Genomic DNA, 21,814 nt, shown 5'->3' with positions numbered 1-21,814 from the left:
ATGTTACCAATATTGCGAACAAATGTAAATATTTATTAATAATTGGCTCGATTTTTAAAAAAAATTAGTGTCTGCGTTCAATTTATTATAAAATAGGAGTTGTTCTAAAAGTTTGGAAGGAGGACCTATTGAATGATAGCTAAGTCTATTGAAAAAATGTTATCCGAAAACCAGGAACACTTTTTAATTCCAGCTGAAATTGTTGCTAATGTACAAGAAAATAACTTCCTGGATCACGCACTATTGGTTTTAACAAAAGTTCATTATGCTAAAATTCCCGTTTTAGATAATGATTATAAGTTTAAAGGATTGTTATCCTTGTCTATGATTACTGAGACAATGTTAGGATTAGATGAATTGGATGTCAGCCGATTACACGAAGTTCGTGTTAAAGATGTTATGGAAACTGATATTCCCACTATTCAAGATCCTTACGATATTGAGAATGTTTTGCACTTACTTGTGGACCATCCCTTTTTATCAGTTGTTTCTTCTGAGGGCAGTTTTACAGGTATCGTGACACGTCGTGAGCTTATGAAAAGTATGAATCATATTGCTCATGAATTTGAAAAAGAGTATATAGTTCAAGATATTGAAACTAAAGAAAGAAAATAAATAATATGAAATATTAGGAGAATGATGATGGCAAATTTAGATGCACACGAAATTATTAATTTTATTAGCACTTCAAAAAAGAAAACACCCGTTAAGGTATATATTAAAGGGGATTTAGTTGAAATCGATGTACCAGATACGATAGAAGACTACTTAAATGATAAAGCTGGCGTTTTATTTGGTGATTGGGCAGATATTGAACCTTTCCTAAATGAAAATTCAAAAATTGTAAGTTCTCATATTGAAAATGAAACTCGTAATTCAGCTGTTCCGTTATTAGATTTAAAAAAGATTAATGCACGTATTGAACCAGGTGCAGTTATTCGCGATCAAGTTTTAATTGGCGATAACGCTGTTATCATGATGGGCGCTATCATTAATATTGGTGCTGAAATTGGTAAGGGAACAATGATTGATATGGGTGCTGTTTTAGGTGGTCGTGCAATTGTTGGAGATAATTGTCATATTGGTGCTGGAACAGTACTTGCTGGGGTTGTCGAACCACCTTCAGCAACACCTGTTATTATTGAAGATGACGTTTTAATTGGTGGAAATGTTGTCGTGCTTGAAGGCGTTCGTGTTGGTAAAGGTGCCGTTGTTGGTGCTGGAGCTGTTGTTACTAAAGATGTTGCACCTTATACGGTAGTCGTAGGGATGCCCGCAAAAAAAGTTAAAGATATCGATGATAAAACAAAAGATAAAACAGAAATTTTAGCAGAGTTACGTAATATCTAGAAATAAATTGAAACGAGGGAACAGATAGAAATGAGTTTAACAACTGAAGAACTAATTAAAATCAGACGGGACTTACACCAAATTCCGGAAATTGGATTAGAAGAATTTGAAACTCAAGCCTATCTACTGAACTTAATTTCAAAATTTAATCAAAGTTTTATAGTAATTAAAACAGTTGAAACTGGTATTTTAGTTCGAGTAGTTGGTTCTATTGGCGGGTATACAATTGGATATCGGACTGATATTGACGGACTACCTGTTACTGAAAAGACAGGACTGCCATTTTCATCACGGAATGAAGGTAGAATGCATGCTTGTGGGCATGATATTCATATGACGGTTGCGCTCGGAATTCTAAATTACTTTTCTGAAAATCAACCAACAGTAAATATGACTTTTATCTTTCAACCAGCAGAAGAAAATGCCAGTGGTGGTAAGCGACTCTATGAGAGTGGATTATTAGATGAGTGGATGCCTGATGAAATTTATGCATTCCATGATAATCCACAATTACCTGCTGGAACAATTGGAACTCGATTAGGCACTTTGTTCGCAGGTACGTGTGAAATTCATGCACACCTAGCCGGAAAAAGTGGACATGCTGCATACCCACATCAGGCTAATGACATGGTAGTTGCTGGTGCACAGTTGGTCACGCAATTACAAACGATTATCAGTCGAAATGTCGATCCAATACAATCTGGAGTTGTTACGTTGGGTCAATTTACTGCTGGAACGACTGGTAATGTTATTGCTGGTGAAGCACAGATTAATGGAACAATTCGTGCGTTAACACAAGAAATGAATTTATTGATTCAAAAACGTGTTAAAACAATTTGTGAGGGTATCGCATTAATGTACGATTGCGAAGTAGAATTAAACCTCATTCAAGGTGGTTATCTACCTGTTGAAAATGATGATAGCAGGACTGAAAACTTTATTCGATTTATGAAAAACGATCCAGAAGTTTCATTTGTTGAAACACAACCTGCAATGACGGGAGAAGATTTTGGATTTTTATTGTCTAAAATACCTGGAACAATGTTTTGGTTGGGTGTAGATAGTCCTTACTCGCTACATTCTGAATTTTTGGCGCCTAAAGAAGCTGCAATTGATGCAGGTGTTCTTGCAATGGTCCATTTTTTGACAGATAGAGATCAACAAATAAGAAACTAAAAAATGACTCAATTATGATTTCATAATTGAGTCATTTTTTAGTTAAGTGAGATAGGTGAGTTTAAGACATGTATTTGAGCATCATTTAAAGCCGTTAGATAACCGGCAAGAAATGTCCGTTGAGTAGATGCCTGTTCACCATTTAAAGTGAACACAACGACTCTAAAGACCAAATTTCCTTTGCCAAGATCAACTAGACCTAAAATATTTGGTCCATCTTTAATTTCGGGATGAAGTGGGACTAACTTTTCATTAACGTTCTGTACAATATGGGTGATTTTATCCACATCGTCAGTGACATCAATTCGGATATCGATAACTGCTCGCATATTATTGCGAGATAAATTACTGACAATTGTGATATTTCTATTTGGGACAAAATGCAAAATACCATCATAGTCTTCAATTTGAGTCGTACGTAGGCCGACAGCCACGATAGGACCCTCAATTGAATCAATTCTAACGATATCTCCAACATCGAATTGTTGTTCTAAAAGAATAAAGAATCCAGTGACGACATCAGTTACGAATCCTTGTGCGCCAAGACCTAAAGCAACACTTAAGATTCCGGCACCTGCAATTAAGGTACCAACGGGAACACCGAGCACCGACAGAATAGCGTAAAGATAAAAAAATAACATAATATAGTGAAAAATATTTGATGTTAGTGAATTGATTGTTTCAACTCTATTTGTTGAATATCTATCGGATCCTCGATATTGATTAAATGTCCGACGAATGATTTTTTTTCCAATCCAATTTATAAGGATAAATAGAAAAGAAAAGAAAACAAGAGAAAAAACTAGTTCAACTAGGTTACTAATAATGGCATCCCAATCGATATGAGCTATGTAACGTGAAAGGAAAGTACTTTGTTTTGTAACGGTTTTTAGTAATGTCCCTAAAAGTAAATTGTCCTTTGTGAAATGCTCTAAAAAAAGATTGTTTAAAATGGCGATCACCCCTAAATTAATTTATTGATATCATCATAGCAAACATGTGGGCTAATGTGTAATTTAAATACAAAACTGTCGTATGTTATCAATTGCAGTTTTTAGGTTCGAATGCTATCCTATAAGTAGATTTTGAATTAATGTACGTAAGTAAATAGGAGGAATTATTATGACAGGTGGACAAATTGCAGGATTAATTGCCGCTGTTGCTTTCGCGGTCTTAGTCCTATTCATTATTTTCGTTCTTATGAGAATGATGAGAACACTCGGAGAAGTGAATAAAAGTATTTCATCTATTACCAGCGATGTTGATGGCTTATCAAATGAAGTTGAGAATATACTCGTAAAATCAAATATTTTATTAGACGATGTAAATGGTAAAGTAGCAACAATTGATCCTTTATTTCAGGCTGTTGCTGATTTGAGTGAAAGTGTGTCTGATTTGAATGATGCAAGTCGAGGATTAATGACACACGTTTCAGCGACGTCAAAGAGGGCTAAAGATTCTTCAGCTTTCATTAATGTTGGTAAAAAGGCATTTAGTTTTTATAAAAATAGAAAAGTTTAAAACAAGGAGGGGTTTGTTATGTCAAAAAAATTTTTATTAGGATTGGTAGTTACAGGTGGGGTTGCCGCGTATACAGCTTCTAAATTAATTTCTGAAAAAACGAAACAAGATATTAAAGAACATTTGGAAGAAAAAGCTTTAGATGTACGTGATCGCGTGTTAGAGTATAAGGCTTACGCTGAAGACGCTAGTATTGATTTAAAAGATAAAATGGTTGATTTTGATGAAATGAAAAATAATCTAAGTGATAAATTTTCTGAAAAAAGTGAATTATTAATGAGCCAGGATGCGTATGTTAATGCTAAAGATGCATTAATTAATGCAAAGAACGATTTGAAAAACAAATTAGCTATGGAATCAGACGATATATTTGAACAAATGACTGATTTAACAGATGAGTTTTCAGACTTAGCTGAAGAAGACATCTATGTTGATAGCAAGAGTGCTTTTGGCGAAGCTAAAGATGCTGATGCTGCAGAAGGCAAAGCTGAAACAATTTATCCAGATGGATGGACAGGCGAAAAATAAAAGTAAAATGAGTACCACAATTTTTAATGCGAACTATTTGAATTAATTAACTTTAAAATAATAGGTAACCACATGTTGTTCGAAAAGGAGTAGCATATGGTTACCTATTATTTTAGTTAAGACTCGTAGTTTATGGAATATTTAAAAATAAAAACCCCTAAAGTTTTCTAACTTTAGGGGTTTTTATTTTTATTAGTGTAGTTCAATTGTTTTTAATGTTTTTGGTGTAACTGTAAATGGTTCATTACCGTTTTCAGTTAGATAAATGCAGTCTTCAATACGAACGCCAGCAACGCCTGGAATGTAAATACCAGGTTCTATTGAGAAACACATACCTGGTTTAAGTTCCATTTTATTTCCTTCCATAATTGAAGGGAATTCATGTTCACTTTGTCCCATACCATGACCAAGGCGATGAATAAAGTAGTCACCATAACCAGCCTTGACGATGACATCACGAGCAATTTTATCTAAATCTTCCGCAATCATACCTGGTTTAGCAGCAGATTGCGCTTTTAATTGCGCTTCAAGACAAACTTTGTGAATTTCTAATGCTTTTTCATTTGGTTTACCGAATGCTACAGTACGACTAGCATCTGAAATATAACCATCTGAGATAACACCTAAATCAAATAATGTTAAAGCATTTGATTGGATAAGATCCTTTTTTGCAAATCCATGAGGTTCAGCGGCATTTTTTCCACTTTGAACAATAGTGTCAAAGCTCATATGCATGATTCCTTTTTTCATCATTGCATATTCAATTTCTGCAACAACATCTTGTTCAGTTCTGCCTTCTTGAAGAGCGTTAAAGCCAACTTCAAAAGCAACATCTGCCCATTTTCCAGCAATTTTTAATTTTTCAATTTCGTCTGGTGTTTTAATTACTTTAAGTGTTTCGATAAAGCTTGTTGCATCAGCTACAAATTCAGCACTTGGGAAGATACGACTAATAGCATCATATCTTTCAACTGTTAGGCTGCCTTTTTCAATAGCCCATTTCTTTGGTGAATTTTTACGTTTATTTATTTCACTTTGTATGATTGCGAAAGCATCTTCGTGATCAAGATAACCATAAACGGGATATTTCCAGCCGGTATCTTTGGCAGCTTCGACTTCAAGAGCGGGTGTGAATAAAAATGGGTCTTGATCAGGAAATACAAAGAGAGCTAAAACGCGCTCAATAGGATCACTTTCAAAACCGGTAAAATATTGAATACTCATTGGATCGTTGATATAAGCAATGTCAGTACCATTATTGGCAAGCCATTGTTGTAAAGATGCAATATGTGACATGAAATCTCTCCCTTTACAATAGTATACTGTATTATAGCATAAGTAAGACATAACAATTAAATATTGAAATTTTCATAACAATTAAAAATTGAAATTTTCATAATATAAAAATTATTTTCATGAAAATAAGGTAAAAACGCTTGCAATTGTCTTAAAAATTTGCTAAATTATTCTAGTGCTTGAAAACGGAATGAAAACTTGATATTTAAGTAATGAGAGGAAATAATACTAATGGATAAACAAACAATTACAATTTATGACGTAGCAAGAGAAGCAGCTGTTTCAATGGCAACTGTTTCACGTGTGGTTAACGGTAACCCTAACGTTAAACCTGCAACAAGAAAAAAAGTTTTGGAAGTTATTGATCGACTTGATTACAGACCTAATGCTGTTGCTAGAGGATTGGCAAGTAAGAAAACGACAACAGTTGGGGTTATTATTCCCGATGTAACTAATATTTACTTTTCATCATTAGCTCGTGGAATTGATGATGTTGCAACAATGTATAAATATAATATTATTTTAGCTAACTCTGATCAAAATGGTCAAAAAGAAGTGCAAGTATTAAATACATTATTAGCTAAACAAGTTGATGGTATTATTTTTATGGGAAATCAAATTACTGATGAATTACGTGCTGAACTTAAGAGAAGTCGTACACCAGTTGTCCTTTCAGGTTCAGTTGATCCTACTGGAGAATTAGGTAGTGTTAATATTGATTATATTGCAGCTGTAATGGAATCAGTAACGGATCTAATTAATAATGGCAATAAACGTATTGCATTTGTTTCAGGTTCAATGGATGAACCCATTAATGGCGAATACCGACTAAAAGGCTATAAATTAGCTCTTGAAAAAGCCGGAATAAAATTTGATCAAGACTTAATTTTTGAAACAGATTATTCATATCGAGCTGGCGAAACCTTATGGCCAGCAATTTCTTCAAGTCATGCAACTGCTGCTTTTGTTGGTGATGATGAATTAGCTGTTGGTGTTTTGAATGGTGCTCGAGATGCTGGTTTGAGTGTACCCGAAGATTTTGAAATTATTACAAGTAATGATTCAAAATTGACTGAGATTGTTAGACCCAAATTATCTTCAATAACACAACCTTTATACGATTTAGGGGCTGTATCTATGAGATTATTAACAAAATTAATGGATAAAGAAGAAGTTAGTGAAAAAACAATCCAATTACCATATGGCTTAATTAAGCGTTCTTCAACAAAATAATATAATAAAAAACTTGGTTTTCTAAATTATATTTGGAAAATCAAGTTTTTATTATACTTGGATGGGAAATTTTATGAAAAATAAAAATAATATTTACTTTGTTTTAGCCTTATTAATTATTGTAATTCTGTTTATTAGTTCTTCGGAAACGTACAAGCAGCAGACATCTATTCCTTTTTTAGAAAAGTATTTAGCTGGTAAACCATTTGAAAGTATGTTGTCACATATTTCATTTAGTTATGCTGGAGCAGATGAAAGTTTTAACCATGTTGGTTATTTTAAATTAGTTGAGTTTTTCATCCGTAAAACTGCTCATTTTATGACATATTTCTTTATGGCTAGCTTCATATTCTTGGGAGTGAAAAATAAAATTAAGTATTGGCGTTACAGTGGGCTTATTGCAGTTGCTTGTGCAGCGCTATATGCAGGACTTGATGAAATTCACCAAAGTTTTACAGGTGGCAGAACGCCCTTAATCCAAGATGTTTTACTTGATACAATTGGTGCAACAACAGGTGTAATTTTGACGATATTAATTTTAATGTACTATCGGCACAAAAAAGCTAAAGAAAACTAGTTCAGTCCTATTCTCGTGAAGAAGGTTGATATTAAGCTATTATTTTGATATCATAATAAACGGTTAAAAGTAAAAATTCAGAAACATTTCGGAAAGAGGTAGGGAATTATGTCAGGACATTCAAAATGGAATAACATCCAAGGTCGTAAAAATGCACAAGATGCTAAACGTGGTAAAATTTTCCAAAAATTATCGAGAGAAATTTACATGGCTGCAAAAAGTGGTGGTCCTGATCCCGATTCGAACCCCTCATTACGTTTGATGCTTGATAAAGCTAAAGCTGCAAATATGCCAAAAGATAATATTAAACGTGCTATTGATAAAGCGTCTGGTTCAGAAGGTGCAGATTATGAAGAAATTACATATGAAGGCTATGCACCTGGTGGCGTTGCCATCTTAGTTCATACCTTGACGGATAATCGTAATCGGACTGCTTCAGAAGTTCGTATTGCATTTACACGTAATGGTGGAAATTTAGGAGAAACAGGTTCAGTTAATTACATGTTTGATCGTAAAGGTTACATCGTTATTTCTCGTGAAGAATTAGATACTGATGAAGATGCTATGTTTGAAGATGTTATTGATGCTGGTGCTGAGGATTTGAAAACATCAGAAGAATTATTTGAAATCTATACAGATTCAAAAGATTTACCAGATGTACGTGCTTCATTAGAAGCAAAGGGATACAAATTAGATACATTTGAATTAGTAATGATTCCTCAAAATCTAGTACCAGTACCGGAAGATAAAATTGAACAATTCCATCATATGATTGATGCATTGGAAGAAAATGATGATGTTTCAGAAGTGTTCCATGCTGGTGATATTGCAGACGAAGATTAAGATACTCTCTATAATAAAGAGATAAGTCATCTTAAAAAGTTAGAAATTAATTAAATATAAAAATATGAAAAGCCAAAATTAAATGTTTTGGCTTTTTTTGCGTACTTAAATATATGGAAAGGAGGGATATTGAGATGATTGAAACAGAAATACAAGAAATGATTAAAATATGTGTTAAAAACAGAGCAAGTGATATGTATATAATTCCAAGTGCCAAGGGATGCTTAGTTAAGTATCGAACGTTGAATAACTATCATAGCCTTAATGTATATTCAGAAAAAAAGATGATACAAATGAATAATTTTCTTAAATTTAAGGCAAATATGATTCTGAGCGAAACTAGGCGGCCGCAGTTTGGGACTTTTCAATGGCAGATAGAACATAAAAAGGTAAATTGCCGAATTTCGAGTGTTGGCGATTTTTTAGGTAGAGAATCGATTGTTATACGATTTATTTATTCGAATACCGATGTACCGTTACTTCAACTTTTACCAAATCAATTTCAGCAGTTGATAAATGCATGTGGGTCCAGTGGGCTAATTTTATTCTCAGGTCCAATGGGTTCAGGTAAGACAACGACAATGTACCAACTGGCTGAAATGATTCAGAATCAAAGAACAATATTAACTATTGAGGATCCAGTTGAAATTCAAAATCCTAATTTTATTCAATTACAGGTTAATGATAAAGCAAACATGACATATGCGGAATTATTAAAAGTTGGATTGAGGCACCATCCTGATATTTTTATTATCGGTGAAATCAGGGATGAAGTCACTGCCAATGCTGCAATTAAAGCTGCAATGAGTGGTCATTTAATTTTAAGTACCGTACATGCAAGAAATGCAGTAGGAACAATTAAACGACTTGAAAATCTTGGCGTTAGTCGAGATGATCTCAATAGAACGCTACAGGCAGTAAGTTATCAGCGATTAATTGAAACAACGAAAGGTGGAAGCGGTGTACTATTTGATATATTAACAGGTCAAAAGTTAGAGTCTGTTCTTGAAGGAACATTTAATCAAAAAATAGCTTTAGAAAGGTGGCATGATAACCTTGATCAATGTATTAAGAAAAATATTATTACAATTGAAACAGCAAATAATTTTAAATAGAAGAAAATGGTCAATTCAAAAACAAAGTGAATTTTTCGAAGTCTTGGCAGACTTATTAGATTCGGGATTTTCGCTCAGGCAATCTTTAACAACGGCGACTAAATTATTTCCAGTTGGGAAAATAGATATTCAAAAAATTGAATCCAAGTTAAGAAGTGGTGAACCCTTCTCAACAGGTATCAAGCCGTATATTTCAAAAAGTTCGTATTATCAAATTACGATTTCTGAAAAATATGGCGGATTAAATAAAAGTATTAAACAACTCGGAAAATTGATGACGGTTAGAGTAAAACAAAAGAAACAGTTAAAGCAACTCATGCAATACCCAATGATTCTGATGGGATTACTGGTTGTCTTATATATCGGAATCCAACAATTTATTTTGCCTGAAATAAATTATAGTCAGTTAGGTGCGTCATCAAATTCTAACTTTAAAATGATTTTAATGAAGAGTATTATCTCTGTCGTAATTAGTCTATTTATCGGATATATCATAAAAATTATCATTCGTGTTTCAAAACAAAGTACGATGAACAGGCATGTTTGGTATTGTCAGGTCCCCATAGTAGGTAAAATTTATCGGGATTATTGTCATTATTATTTAACATTTAATTTGGGTCTGCTTTTAGCAAGTGGTTTAAATTTGAATAAAATATGTGATTATTTAAATCAATTTGATCAAAAATCTTTACTATATCAGTTAGGTAAACAGTTAACGAATCATTTTGAAAATGGTGGGAGTACAAAACAAATGATCGATAAAAGTCCTTTATTTCCTAATGAGATAACGACATTTCTCGCAAAAGGTAATACGTTAGATGTGATGAGCCAAGAATTATTAATGTATTCGGAATTAACTTATCGTAAATTTGAGTCATCTGTCGAAAGAATCATGATTTATGTACAGCCAGTTGCATTCATAATTGTAGCGGCCTGTATTGTTGGGTTGTATTTAACAATATTATTACCTATGTATCAAACTATGGAGGAAATTCAATGAAAAAAAATAGAAAAAAATTAAAAGCATTTACGCTTGTTGAAATGCTATGTGTCTTATTTATTATCTCACTTCTAATGTTGATTATATTACCTAACATTGGACATCAAAGAGCAGGTGCTAAACGGGTTAATGATGAAGCGTTAGTTAGCGTCGTCCAAACGCAGGTTGATTTGTATGAAAATGAAACGCATAATAAATCGATAAATTTTGCTGATTTAGTTTCGGAAAAATATTTAACTGAAAAGCAAGAAAAGGAAGCAAAAGATAATCATATTATTATCTCGAATAATGTTGTTAAAACAGAAAACTAAATTTAAAGCATTTAGTTTATTTGAAATGCTTATTTCGTTGGCAATTACTAGTATTTGTGGTCTATTGCTAATGGGGCCAATGGATCAAGTACTTGCGATATCTAAAGAAAAACAATTTTGGCAAAATTTTGAACAACTTTGGCAAAGTGCAGTGGTAGAGGCACCGATGAATCGGATGCCTAATAGTATTAATTTTAATGATGATAAAATGACCATTATTAATGGCAATAGTAAAATTAAATTAGACTATCCGAAGACTGTGACAGTTAAAAATAGAGTAACGATAAAAATAAATAAAAGTGGGCAAATCACTGGTAAAACAGTTAATTTTAAATCCACATTACCAAATAGAAATCAAAAAATAGTATTTCAAATTGGGTGGGGTCAATTTATTAGAAAGGATGTCGAATAACGTGCGTAAAATGTCAGGAATTGTGTTAGCTGACGCTATTATGACTTTAACTATTGTCGCATCAGGTTTTGGATTATATGTACAGACCAATCACACATTACAGAAACAAGAAGATTATTGGAATCATAAAACAACAACTACAAGAAATCTGAAAGAAATCAGTAAATTATTAGTCATTCATCCGACAAGTAAATTATCAAAAATAGTTGATGGCGAATTACAATGTGCTACTATGTCTGAAATTCGAATTAAGTCTGAAAATGATTTAACAAGTATTAAATTGCAATGAAAAGTTTTTCTTTGTTAGAAACTATTATTGCATTAGGTATATTTATCATCTCTCTTAGTCTAATGACAACATGTTGGCACTTATGTACAAATGAACACCAAGAAATTAGCGGAGATAGAGATTTTTCGTTACAGCAATGTATCGGATTATTGGAGTCAGATCACTTAGATTTGAAGATAATAGATGTTGGTCAATATACAATTTCATTAAAAAATAATAAGACAGGAGCTCGCTACTATCTTAGTCAGCATAATGAAATGATACAGTTTATTGGATTTTCAGGAGGTCATATACCAATTTTATATCATGTGAAATCATTTTCGGTGGCATACGATGAACCAATTCTATTTTTAAAAATCAAACAAGAACACCAAAATAAGACTTTAAAATTGGTAATACCTATGGAAAAAAAGGATTAAGATGCGAAAAATCAAATTATTAAACGGACATTTAGTTGTATCAGCCATATTTTGTTTAATGTTATTAATTGGTTTGTTATTGGGACAACTGATATATTTCCAAGCAAAATTCACTAGTTATCAGAAAATATGCCAATATAATCAAGCAGAAACTATGAAAAACATGACTATTTTAAATCAAAAAGCAAAAAATCTAAAAGAAAAATATACTTATAATTATGGTGTTGTTGAATATCAAAAAGGAGCCTATCAGGTTATTTTGAAGAATGGTAATCGATATTCTTTTTCAGAAAAATGATAAAAAAGAAACTTAACTTGAATTGAGAATTAAAAATCGTTAAACTGAAACGAGCAAATAAATTCAAGGAGTGATTTTATGTCATTAGAAGAAATAGAAATGAACTTTAATCAGATTAATGAAACAATTGATATTTTACAAAAAAGTTTAGAAATCACTTATTTGGACGCATTTATTGAGACTAGCAATAATTTGTTAGATAATAAATCTGTACACGTAGAAGATGGATTACCAAGTGAGCAAGATGTAAAAATTTTGAATCAGATTTATAAAAAAATGAATTTGAATGCCTTATCGTCAGAAGATGTACGTAAAGTTGTACAGTTAGTTTTATTGAAGGCAACAAGACAAGAAAGTATTCAACCTAATCATCAAATAACACCAGATACAATTGGATTTTTAGTTGCATTTGTATTAGAAAAATTAATAAGTACAAAAAAATCGTTTAGTTTATTGGACATTACAGTGGGATCAGGGAACTTACTGACGACGATTTTGAATCAAATGGCTGCTGATAAGTTTGAGATTTCAAAAGCATACGGGATTGATAATGATGATACAATGTTATCAATTGCAGGGTTAAGTGGACAATTACAACACTTAAATTTAGAATTATTTCACCAAGATGCGGTTGATGACCTAATTGTAAAAAAATCTGATGTTGTTATTGCTGATTTACCAATTGGTTATTACCCTCTAGATGAAAGAGTTACCCATTTTGCTACACATGCAACTGAAGGTCATTCATATGTACATCATTTATTAATAGAACAATCAATCAAATACTTAAATGATGGCGGTTTTGGCATATACCTTGTTCCTACTGGTTTATTTGAAACAGAGGAAGCAAAAAAATTACTCGTTTACATTCAATCAAATGCATATCTTCAAGGTATGCTCAATTTACCTGTGGAATTATTTAGTTCAGCTAATTCACGTAAATCTATTTTGATTTTACAGAAACATGGCGAAGGTAGTAAACAAGTTGATGAAGTACTATTAGGTGATTTCCCATCACTAAAGGGTGAAGAACTATTTCAGAGCTTTGTTAAAACGTTAGATAAGTGGATAAAGGCCAACTTTAATAATAAGTAAAGTGACTCATATTTTGAGTCGCTTTTTTTATTTAATTATAAAAAGAATAATTTCTTTAGAAATTAACATGTGTCATGTATAATCTACTTAATTACTATAGAGGGAGTTTGATATTAATGGCAGAAAAAAGTTCAGAAGATCAGCATGTTAGAGGATTAAAAAGTCGACATGTTCAATTAATTGCAATTGGTGGAACAATTGGGACTGGTTTATTCTTGGGAGCAGGTCAATCTATTCATTTGGCTGGGCCATCTATTTTATTGGCATATATTATTACCGGAATTGCATGTTTTCTTTTAATGCGTTCGTTAGGTGAATTACTGTTATCGAATGTGAATGCACATTCATTTATTGATTTTATTTATGAATATCTAGGTGAAAAGGTTGGATTTGTTGCTGGATGGACATATTGGGTCTGTTGGGTAACAATTGCAATGACAGAAATTACCGCAGTCGGGTTATATATGAAATTTTGGTTTCCTAACTTGCCGCAATGGATTCCTGGTATGGTTATGCTCCTTATTCTTTTAGGAATAAATTTAGTTACAGTGGGATTATTCGGTGAAACAGAATTTTGGTTTGCACTCATTAAAATTATTGCCATTATTGTGTTGATATGTATTGGCGTGTATATGGTAGTGGTAAACTTTAAAACTTCAGCTGGGCATGCCAGTTTGACGAATTTAGTAAGTCACGGTGGATTTTTCCCCCAAGGAATTAAAGGATTTATTTTGTCATTTCAAATGGTACTGTTTAGTTTTGTCGGTATTGAAATGGTAGGATTAACAGCTGCAGAAACTGAAAACCCAACAAAGGTTATCCCAGAAGCAATTAATGAAATACCCTTAAGAATTATTTTGTTTTATGTAGGATCATTATTGGCAATTATGGCGATTTATCCTTGGAATATGATTTCGGAATCACAAAGTCCATTTGTTCAAGTATTTGAAAATATAGGGATAAAATCAGCAGCCAGCATTATTAATATTGTTGTAATTACAGCTGCAGCCTCAGCTTGTAATGGGTCTTTATTTAGTACAGGTAGAATGTTGTTCTCGCTTAATTATAATAAAAAAAATAAATTTTCTAAAAAAATTAGTAAGTTATCACATAATCAAGTACCTGCATTTGCATTACAATTTTCGACTCTTGTGATTGCAATTTCAGTCGTACTGAATATGTTTATGGCTGAATCGGTATTTACATTTATTTCAAGTATTGCAACGACTTGTTTCTTGTTCATTTGGGGAGCAATTGTAATTGCACATTTGAAGTATAGACGAAAAATAAAACTAGAAAAAACAGAATCAATGCTAGTATTTAAAATGCCTTTCTTTCCTGTTACAAATTATTTAATTCTATTATTTCTAACTTTTGTAGGTATTGTGCTATGCTTAAAACCTGATACATTAATTGCGCTGATTGCTTCAATTGGTTGGTTAATTGTACTCTATGTTATTAAAAGTGTTCAAATGAAGATGGAAAATTAAATTTTTGCTGAAAAGACCACGTGTGAGGGTCTTTTTTTGTATACTTAGGGCACAAATTAAAAGTAATTGTTGAAAATATTGTTTGATTTTGCTTCTAAAAACATTACAATTTAATAGTTAATTTCAGCGCGAGCAATACTATTTTCTGCATGCTATTTTTTGTAAAGGGTCATATAAATTCACTTGGACACGGTAAGCAGTATAATATAGGATATAGTATAACTAATAATGTTGAACCCACCTATTAGGAATTTGATGGTTAGAAAAGAACTTTAGGACAACCATAATAATATAGTTAGTGAAAAGAAAGTCAGTAAATAATCAAAATAAGGTGGATATAAACTAATGGAAAAAATAACGATTTTACATACAAATGATATTCATTCACATTTAGAAAATTGGCCTAAAATTAGGCGATTTTTACAATCTGAAAAAATAAAGCTTGAAAAACAAAATCAAACTGTTTTAACTTTTGATATTGGAGATGCAATTGATCGTGTGCACCCGTTGTCGGAAGCTACAAATGGCAAAGCCAATATTGAATTAATGAATACTGTAGCATATGATGCAGCGACAATTGGTAACAATGAAGGTATTGGTAATTCGCGAAGCCAATTACAACATTTATATGATAATGCAAAATTCGACATTATCCTTGATAACGTGGTAGATGGAGAAGTTAATAATCGTCCTGCATGGGCCAAAGAATATAAAATAATGGAAACTGCAGCTGGAACTAAAATTGGAATAATTGCCTTGACAGCACCATTTCCAATGACGTATGAGATGAATGGTTGGGAATCTAATCAAATTGATACCGTTTTACCTTCACTTTTAAAAAAAATAGCAGGTAAAGTAGATGTTATTATTTTGTTATCACATTTAGGTTTACCTGTAGATAGAAAAGTAGCTGCAAAGTATCCTCAGATAGATATTGTATTAGGAAGCCACACACATCATTTATTGAAATCCGGTGAAAAAGTTAATGAATCATTATTGGCCGCAGCTGGTAAGTGGGGGATGTACGTGGGCGAAGTAGCGATTGAACTTGAAAATCATAAAATTAGAAAAGAAGTTGCTAAAGTAATTGAAACAGAAAGTTTAGCAGAAGTTATAAGTGACCAAGACGAAATAGCAGAATATAGATTACGCGGAGAAAAAATTTTAACATCTGAAGTTGTTGCAAAATTGCCTGAAGATTTAGAAGCATCATGGACTAAAAATTCAGCATTAATGCAGACATCATTGAAAGCCATCGAAGCGGGTACAAAAACGGATATTGCAATGTTAAATGGTGGATTATTTTTGAAAAATTTACAAAAAGGATTTGTAACAAAAAATGACCTGCATCAAACACTGCCACACCCAATGCGGGTTATTACTGCTAAATTAACTGGTTATAATCTATGGCGATTAGTACAAGAAATTAAAAAGAATAGTTCATTTCTTAAGAAATTCCCAATTAAAGGGATGGGTTTTAGAGGCCAATTATTTGGTGAAGTAGTGATTGATGGACTGGTAGAACAAGAAAATGGGGACCTTATATATCATAACGAAAAAATTGACTTGGATGCATATTATACTATTGCAACAGTTGATCATTTTATGTATATACCGTTTTTTCCAACCATAGAAATAACCGGAGAAATTTCGATAAATGGCAAGAAATTTTTAAGAGATTACGTTGGGGACTATTTAAAACTAGAATTTTCTGTATAATGAAGTATGACTAAAGTTGTAAAAGGAGGTTTGAGATTTGAATCAAGCACAGAAAGAAAAGAGAGAACAGCAACTTGCAATAAAAGCAGAAAAAATTAAAGCTTATGCTAGTGATGTTGTTCGACAGAGTGAAACCCGAGTACTAATCGATAACCGTCCATATGATCTTGTTTCCAATTATAGAGATGGTTTTGAAATTGAAAAATTAACGGAACGATTTAGCCAAATTTTAACGAAATATGATTATATTGTTGGAGACTGGGGATATGATCAACTTCGATTAAGAGGTTTTTATAAAACCGAGAATAAAAAGGCATATCGGTCACAATGTATCGATACTCTTGAAGATTATTTATATGAATATTGTAATTTTGGATGTTCTTATTTTGTGTTGCACAATTTGGAAATTCAAAAACCTGAACCAATTTCTAATCCTAAAGAACGTAAAAAAACAGTTAAACCAGTTGGTAAGAAAAGAAAACCTGTAGTAAGGGCGCACACAACTGAAAAAAAATATCAAATAAAAAATAAAAAAACTAAAGTACCATTAAACAAGTCTAAACCAGTAAAACCACAAAAAAATAATTTAAAAACGGCAACAAAACGAACAAAGAAACACGAATTTGTAATTAGGCAAAAAGATAAAGCATAATTAAATAGGCAAGGTGATAATAATGGCATATAAAGGTTATATGATTGATTTAGATGGTACAATCTATCGAGGAAAAGAAAAAATTGCGGCAGCAAAACGATTTATCGAGTCTCTACAAGCAAGAAATATTGCATTTTTATTTGTGACTAATAATACGACTAAAATACCAGCTGATGTTGTCAATAATTTAGCAAATAATTTTGATATACATGTAACTGAGAAAGAAGTCTATACGGCGGCACTTGCAACTGCAGATTATCTAGATGCGTTAAACCCTGATAAAAGAAGTGTTTATATTATTGGTGAAAACGGATTAAAGAAAGCAATTATGGATAAAAAATTTATTATTGAGGAAACGACGCCTGATTATGTTGTTGTTGGGTTAGATTCCGATGTTACGTATCATAAATTTGAAATGGCAACTTTAGCAATCAAACGTGGTGCTAAATTTATTGGAACAAATGCTGATACTAATATTCCGAATGAACGTGGACTACTTCCTGGTGCTGGATCGCTGGTAAGGATGGTTGAATGTACAACACAACAAGAAGCTACTTATATTGGTAAACCTGAAACTATCATCATGGAAAAAGCCCTATCAAGACTTGGCTTGAAGAAAAGTGAAGTTGTGATGGTTGGAGATAACTACATGACAGATATTAAAGCCGGAATTAACTTTGGGGTTGATACAATGTTAGTCTATACGGGCGTTTCAACAAAAAACTTAGTGGCATCTAAAAAAGTTCAACCAACTATTCAATTGGATTCACTTGATGATTGGGACTTTGATAATGATAGAGCGCGTTAAAAAAATGGGACAGTGGCTAAGTTTATATCTAGCGATTGTCTCTTTTTCTATTATATTGGTAATTAATAGTACGTTTGTTTATAAAATTTTTATCAAGCAATCACATTTGAATAAAATTGTTGGGTTAAACCAATCAGAATTAATGTCTGATTATAATAATTTATTAGACTATTTTAACTATCCTTGGGTAAATAAAGTAAAAATGATATTGCCTTCATCATATAATGGGATGCAACATTATCATGATGTTAAACAATTGGTGCAGTTTAATTATGGTTGTTTTTTAATTTTAGGATTTATTGCAATAATATTTATTGGTCAATTAACAAAACAAAAGGAATTATGGAAATTGGTAAGACCTTTTCAGATGGCTATTACTGTTCCTTTTCTTAGTGTATTTTTACTTTTCTTTAATTTTGATCATTATTTTATACTATTTCATGAGCTCGTGTTTAGAAATAATGATTGGATATTTAATCCTAAACTAGATCCAATCATTTTGGCATTACCAGAAAATTTTTTTATGATTTGTTTTCTAATGGTCTTTTGTCTAATTGAGATGTTCTTTTTAGTTGGTATTTACTTTGGTAAGAGAGAAATTAAACGTAGTAATTAAAAAAACGAGACACCAGTGAAAATGGCGTCTCGTTTTTTTATTAGATTAAGATAGAAAGGGTGGGATATTAATAGCTAGTTATTTACTTAATTTTGACTTAATACCACTAAATACAGCTGGAATTAAGGAAATTAGTATGATTCCCAATACGACTAAAGAAAAATGTTCCTGTACGATTGCAATGTTTCCAAAGAAAAATCCAGCAGAACAACAAATGGTGACCCATGCAAATCCGCCAATTAGACTAAAGCGTAAGAAGCGAGAGTACTTAAATCCGCTACCACCAACGATGAAGGGAGCAAGCGTACGAATAATAGGCATGAATCTTGCTAAAATAATTGCGGGTCCACCATGTTTATTGAAAAATTGTTCTGTTTTATCGAGACTATCTTTGCTAATCATTTTATTAAATAATGAATGATCTGAAATTGAGTTCCCTACTTTTTTTCCAATAAAGAAATTTAGTGAGTCTCCCATGTACGCTGCAGCAAGAAAGAGGATTACAAATATCCAAATATTCAAATGATAAATTGAATTTGCTGCTAGAGCACTAGCTGCAAATAAAAGTGAATCACCAGGTAGGAAAGGTAAAATAACCGCTCCAGTTTCTATGAAGATAATAAAAAATAAGATAAGATAGGTCCAATTTCCAAAGTTGTTCACAATACTAATCAAGTGTGTGTCTATATGTAAAACAAAATCTATAAAAAAGTTTATGACAGACATAATATTAAATACCCCTTAAGTTCTATTTTTTTAATAATGTGGATTCATTAGTTGCGTACTATGAATAGTTCGATTAATATTTGGGTTTATAAAATTTAGGGCACTAGTTACGGCAGTCGGTGCTTCACCAAATCCTGAAGCAATTAGTGCTATTTTACCAGGGTATGAAACAATATCTCCTGCGGCAAAAACACCGGGAATGGAAGTTGCCATTTCAGAATTTACCGAGATTAGTTTCTTATCCATATTTATACCCCAAGCATTAATAATTTTATTATCGGATAAGTAGCCATAATTCACAAGTAAATTATCAACAATTATCGTTTTATTAAGATTATTTTTAGAATGTTTTAGCAAAATTTCAAGGCGACCATTCTTTTTAGAAAGTGATTGTATCGAAAAGGGAGTTTCAAATATAGTATCAGTTTTTTTGAGTTTTGTGACATTGTACTCTAGAGCTCTAAAGTTATCTCGACGGTGAATCATATGAATTTGTTTTGTAATGTTCGATAGCTCATTTGCCCAATCGATAGCAGAATCACCACCGCCAGCAATAGCAATTTGTTTATGAGAAAATTTAGAAAGGTCACTAATATTGTAAAATAATGATTCATTCTCGAATGTTGCTGAATTAGCAATATTTAATTTACGTGGCTGAAAAGAACCAATTCCAGCCGTAATAATAATTGTTCTACTATATGTAACCCGTTTAGAAGTTTGAATCCTAAAAATATCATTCTCTTTTTCGAAATTTAAGACGGTCTCATTTAATTTAACGTCAAAGTCAAATTGGTGAGCTTGCCTTGAAAGTTCCTTAATTAGATGTTCACCTGATATGCCAGTGAATCCAGCTATATCATATATTTTTTTCGTTGGATATAATGTACCAACTTGTCCACCAATGTCGGGAAGACTTTCAATAACTTGAGTTTTAGCTTGGCGCATGTGCGCATAAGTTGAAGTAAATAGTCCGATGGGTCCGGCACCAATGATAGTAATATCAAATATTTCATTTGTTGTCATAACAGTCTCCTAGCATTCCATTTAATAGCATTATAATAGTATAACGCATAAAAAATATAAAGTAATAGTAAAATAGAGTGAAATTGGGTACAATGGAATCAATAAAGTTTGAATAGGAGGAACATAGTTATGACATACCCACAATTAGACTTAGAACATGTAGTTGGACCAAAAGTTAAAATGATTACGAATTACGGTGATATAACGATTCAATTATTTCCAGAACAAGCACCTAAGACGGTAGAAAATTTCATTGGACTTTCAGAAAATGGATACTACAAAGACGTTATTTTTCATCGAGTGATTTCTGATTTTATGGTTCAATCTGGTGATCCAACAGGATCTGGAATGGGTGGTGAAAGTATTTGGGGTAAATCGTTTGCAGATGAATTTTCTTCTGAACTTTTTAACTTAAGAGGTGCTTTATCGATGGCTAATTCTGGACCATCAACAAATGGTAGTCAATTTTTTATTGTCCAAAATTCGAATGTTCCTGAACAGATGATTGGACAATTAAAGGATGCAAATTATCCTGAAGAGGTAGTCGTAGAATATAAAAAAGGTGGAACTCCTTGGTTAGATTTTCATCATACAGTATTTGGACAAGTTGTTAGTGGAATGGACATTGTTGATAAAATTGCGGGTGCAAAAACAGCTATGCAAGATAAACCAGTTGAACCAATTGTAATTGAAGATATGATAGTAACAAAATAAAGAGGATGAAAGTCCTTTTTATTTTGGCCGTTTTTACCGAAAGATTGAGGAGTATAAATGAAATATAGAATTGGACAAATTATTGTAGGAACTATAACAGGTATTCAATCATATGGTGCTTTTGTAACAATTGCGGATGGAGTTCAAGGCTTAATCCATATTTCGGAATGCCATAACGGTTATGTGGATAACATATTGAATTATTTAAAAATAAATGAAAAAATTACGGTTAGGATTATTGATATTGATGAATATAACAGTAAAATGAGTTTTTCAATTAGAAATTTTACTAAACAAAATAGTAATCTTAAAAGTACAGGTATTAAAATAAAACATAAATATTATTGGACAAATAGGTCTATAGATACAGGGTTTAAAGCAATAGATGATAAAATGGATTTTTGGATAAGCCAACAATTAAGAGATATTCACAGAAATAGACTTGACCAAGAAAAAGAAAGCTGATATATTTAATAAGTGCTATTGAGGCGATAATGAATATCGCAAATAAAGTGTTGACATGAGATATACCAGATGGTATATTAATAAAGCTGATTGATACGGCAAGAAGAAATGAATATTTATTCAAAAAAATTCTTGACA

Annotated in this window: 27 protein-coding genes; 23 read left to right on the top strand and 4 right to left on the bottom strand. The window is 32.1% G+C overall.

What is annotated here, in order from left to right:
- The first annotated feature begins 132 nt into the window (after window positions 1-132).
- The 3 genes from cbpB to AC1RP1_RS06490 are packed head-to-tail and all read left to right on the top strand — an operon-like array spanning window position 133 to window position 2,526.
- Complete coding sequence (gene cbpB, locus AC1RP1_RS06500) at window positions 133-615, top strand: cyclic-di-AMP-binding protein CbpB (protein WP_481761827.1); 483 nt, start codon at window positions 133-135, stop codon at window positions 613-615.
- A 27-nt stretch (window positions 616-642) separates the two neighbouring features.
- Entirely contained in the window at window positions 643-1,350 is a 708-nt protein-coding gene (gene dapD, locus AC1RP1_RS06495) for a 2,3,4,5-tetrahydropyridine-2,6-dicarboxylate N-acetyltransferase (protein ID WP_481761826.1), read from the top strand.
- 30 nt (window positions 1,351-1,380) lie between these two features.
- Window positions 1,381-2,526, top strand: coding sequence for an N-acetyldiaminopimelate deacetylase (locus AC1RP1_RS06490; RefSeq protein ID WP_481761825.1), 1,146 nt, complete (start codon window positions 1,381-1,383; stop codon window positions 2,524-2,526).
- Window positions 2,527-2,564: 38 nt separating this feature from the next.
- Here AC1RP1_RS06490 and AC1RP1_RS06485 read toward each other — a convergent pair whose 3' ends face one another.
- Window positions 2,565-3,485, bottom strand: coding sequence for a mechanosensitive ion channel family protein (locus AC1RP1_RS06485; RefSeq protein WP_481761862.1), 921 nt, complete (start codon window positions 3,483-3,485; stop codon window positions 2,565-2,567).
- 163 nt (window positions 3,486-3,648) lie between these two features.
- Between AC1RP1_RS06485 and AC1RP1_RS06480 the strand changes: the two genes are divergently transcribed.
- Both AC1RP1_RS06480 and AC1RP1_RS06475 read left to right on the top strand, forming a co-directional pair.
- Entirely contained in the window at window positions 3,649-4,047 is a 399-nt protein-coding gene (locus AC1RP1_RS06480) for a DUF948 domain-containing protein (protein ID WP_481761824.1), read from the top strand.
- A gap of 18 nt (window positions 4,048-4,065) precedes the next feature.
- A complete protein-coding gene (locus AC1RP1_RS06475; RefSeq protein ID WP_409022765.1) occupies window positions 4,066-4,575 on the top strand; it encodes a hypothetical protein in 510 nt (169 codons plus the stop codon).
- Between the two features lie 192 nt (window positions 4,576-4,767).
- On the opposite strand, the gene AC1RP1_RS06470 is transcribed toward AC1RP1_RS06475, so the two are convergent.
- Window positions 4,768-5,871, bottom strand: coding sequence for a M24 family metallopeptidase (locus AC1RP1_RS06470; RefSeq protein WP_481761823.1), 1,104 nt, complete (start codon window positions 5,869-5,871; stop codon window positions 4,768-4,770).
- Window positions 5,872-6,102: 231 nt separating this feature from the next.
- Between AC1RP1_RS06470 and ccpA the strand changes: the two genes are divergently transcribed.
- The 16 genes from ccpA to AC1RP1_RS06390 all read left to right on the top strand — a co-directional run bounded on the left by ccpA (window position 6,103) and on the right by AC1RP1_RS06390 (window position 18,748).
- Entirely contained in the window at window positions 6,103-7,104 is a 1,002-nt protein-coding gene (gene ccpA / locus AC1RP1_RS06465) for a catabolite control protein A (protein ID WP_409022763.1), read from the top strand.
- Between the two features lie 73 nt (window positions 7,105-7,177).
- Entirely contained in the window at window positions 7,178-7,681 is a 504-nt protein-coding gene (locus AC1RP1_RS06460; RefSeq protein WP_481761822.1) for a VanZ family protein, read from the top strand.
- 108 nt (window positions 7,682-7,789) lie between these two features.
- The gene (locus tag AC1RP1_RS06455) at window positions 7,790-8,524 is read left to right on the top strand and encodes a YebC/PmpR family DNA-binding transcriptional regulator (protein ID WP_481761821.1); all 735 of its coding nucleotides are present in this window, start codon (window positions 7,790-7,792) and stop codon (window positions 8,522-8,524) included.
- Window positions 8,525-8,658: 134 nt separating this feature from the next.
- Complete coding sequence (comGA, locus tag AC1RP1_RS06450) at window positions 8,659-9,639, top strand: competence type IV pilus ATPase ComGA (protein ID WP_481761820.1); 981 nt, start codon at window positions 8,659-8,661, stop codon at window positions 9,637-9,639.
- Window positions 9,614-10,639 (top strand): competence type IV pilus assembly protein ComGB, encoded by a 1,026-nt coding sequence (gene comGB / locus AC1RP1_RS06445; protein ID WP_481762653.1) that lies wholly within the window; start codon window positions 9,614-9,616, stop codon window positions 10,637-10,639. The genes comGA and comGB overlap by 26 nt, the downstream gene beginning before the upstream one ends.
- Complete coding sequence (gene comGC / locus AC1RP1_RS06440; RefSeq protein ID WP_409022758.1) at window positions 10,636-10,950, top strand: competence type IV pilus major pilin ComGC; 315 nt, start codon at window positions 10,636-10,638, stop codon at window positions 10,948-10,950. The genes comGB and comGC overlap by 4 nt, the downstream gene beginning before the upstream one ends.
- Entirely contained in the window at window positions 10,928-11,362 is a 435-nt protein-coding gene (locus tag AC1RP1_RS06435) for a prepilin-type N-terminal cleavage/methylation domain-containing protein (protein WP_409022757.1), read from the top strand. Before comGC ends, AC1RP1_RS06435 begins: the two co-directional genes overlap by 23 nt.
- Window positions 11,363-11,372: 10 nt before the next feature.
- Window positions 11,373-11,651, top strand: coding sequence for a hypothetical protein (locus AC1RP1_RS06430; protein WP_481761818.1), 279 nt, complete (start codon window positions 11,373-11,375; stop codon window positions 11,649-11,651).
- Window positions 11,652-11,713: 62 nt separating this feature from the next.
- On the top strand, window positions 11,714-12,070 hold the full coding sequence (locus tag AC1RP1_RS06425) for a ComGF family competence protein (RefSeq protein WP_481762652.1): 357 nt from the start codon (window positions 11,714-11,716) through the stop codon (window positions 12,068-12,070).
- Window position 12,071: 1 nt separating this feature from the next.
- Window positions 12,072-12,368 (top strand): hypothetical protein, encoded by a 297-nt coding sequence (locus AC1RP1_RS06420; RefSeq protein WP_481761816.1) that lies wholly within the window; start codon window positions 12,072-12,074, stop codon window positions 12,366-12,368.
- Between the two features lie 78 nt (window positions 12,369-12,446).
- Window positions 12,447-13,463, top strand: coding sequence for a class I SAM-dependent methyltransferase (locus tag AC1RP1_RS06415; protein ID WP_481761815.1), 1,017 nt, complete (start codon window positions 12,447-12,449; stop codon window positions 13,461-13,463).
- Between the two features lie 116 nt (window positions 13,464-13,579).
- Window positions 13,580-14,953, top strand: a complete 1,374-nt coding sequence (locus AC1RP1_RS06410; RefSeq protein WP_481761814.1) for an amino acid permease — start codon at window positions 13,580-13,582, stop codon at window positions 14,951-14,953.
- Window positions 14,954-15,298: 345 nt separating this feature from the next.
- On the top strand, window positions 15,299-16,672 hold the full coding sequence (locus tag AC1RP1_RS06405; RefSeq protein WP_481761813.1) for a bifunctional metallophosphatase/5'-nucleotidase: 1,374 nt from the start codon (window positions 15,299-15,301) through the stop codon (window positions 16,670-16,672).
- Between the two features lie 37 nt (window positions 16,673-16,709).
- Entirely contained in the window at window positions 16,710-17,324 is a 615-nt protein-coding gene (locus tag AC1RP1_RS06400) for a YutD family protein (protein ID WP_481761812.1), read from the top strand.
- A 22-nt stretch (window positions 17,325-17,346) separates the two neighbouring features.
- Window positions 17,347-18,132, top strand: coding sequence for a TIGR01457 family HAD-type hydrolase (locus AC1RP1_RS06395; protein WP_481761811.1), 786 nt, complete (start codon window positions 17,347-17,349; stop codon window positions 18,130-18,132).
- A complete protein-coding gene (locus AC1RP1_RS06390; protein ID WP_481762413.1) occupies window positions 18,116-18,748 on the top strand; it encodes a TIGR01906 family membrane protein in 633 nt (210 codons plus the stop codon). Before AC1RP1_RS06395 ends, AC1RP1_RS06390 begins: the two co-directional genes overlap by 17 nt.
- A gap of 78 nt (window positions 18,749-18,826) precedes the next feature.
- Here AC1RP1_RS06390 and AC1RP1_RS06385 read toward each other — a convergent pair whose 3' ends face one another.
- A complete protein-coding gene (locus AC1RP1_RS06385) occupies window positions 18,827-19,465 on the bottom strand; it encodes a VTT domain-containing protein (protein WP_481761861.1) in 639 nt (212 codons plus the stop codon).
- Between the two features lie 39 nt (window positions 19,466-19,504).
- On the bottom strand, window positions 19,505-20,497 hold the full coding sequence (locus tag AC1RP1_RS06380; protein ID WP_481761809.1) for an NAD(P)/FAD-dependent oxidoreductase: 993 nt from the start codon (window positions 20,495-20,497) through the stop codon (window positions 19,505-19,507).
- A gap of 129 nt (window positions 20,498-20,626) precedes the next feature.
- Between AC1RP1_RS06380 and AC1RP1_RS06375 the strand changes: the two genes are divergently transcribed.
- Together AC1RP1_RS06375 and AC1RP1_RS06370 are read left to right on the top strand one after the other, a co-directional pair.
- The gene (locus AC1RP1_RS06375) at window positions 20,627-21,211 is read left to right on the top strand and encodes a peptidylprolyl isomerase (RefSeq protein WP_481761808.1); all 585 of its coding nucleotides are present in this window, start codon (window positions 20,627-20,629) and stop codon (window positions 21,209-21,211) included.
- Window positions 21,212-21,268: 57 nt separating this feature from the next.
- Window positions 21,269-21,676, top strand: a complete 408-nt coding sequence (locus AC1RP1_RS06370; protein WP_481761807.1) for a CvfD/Ygs/GSP13 family RNA-binding post-transcriptional regulator — start codon at window positions 21,269-21,271, stop codon at window positions 21,674-21,676.
- Window positions 21,677-21,814: the final 138 nt, after the last annotated feature.

The organism is Dellaglioa sp. CoH-56-MRSF-13, from assembly GCF_056782095.1.
Note: the sequence above shows the minus strand (reverse complement) of the source record. Positions and strands in the feature narration are given on the sequence as shown.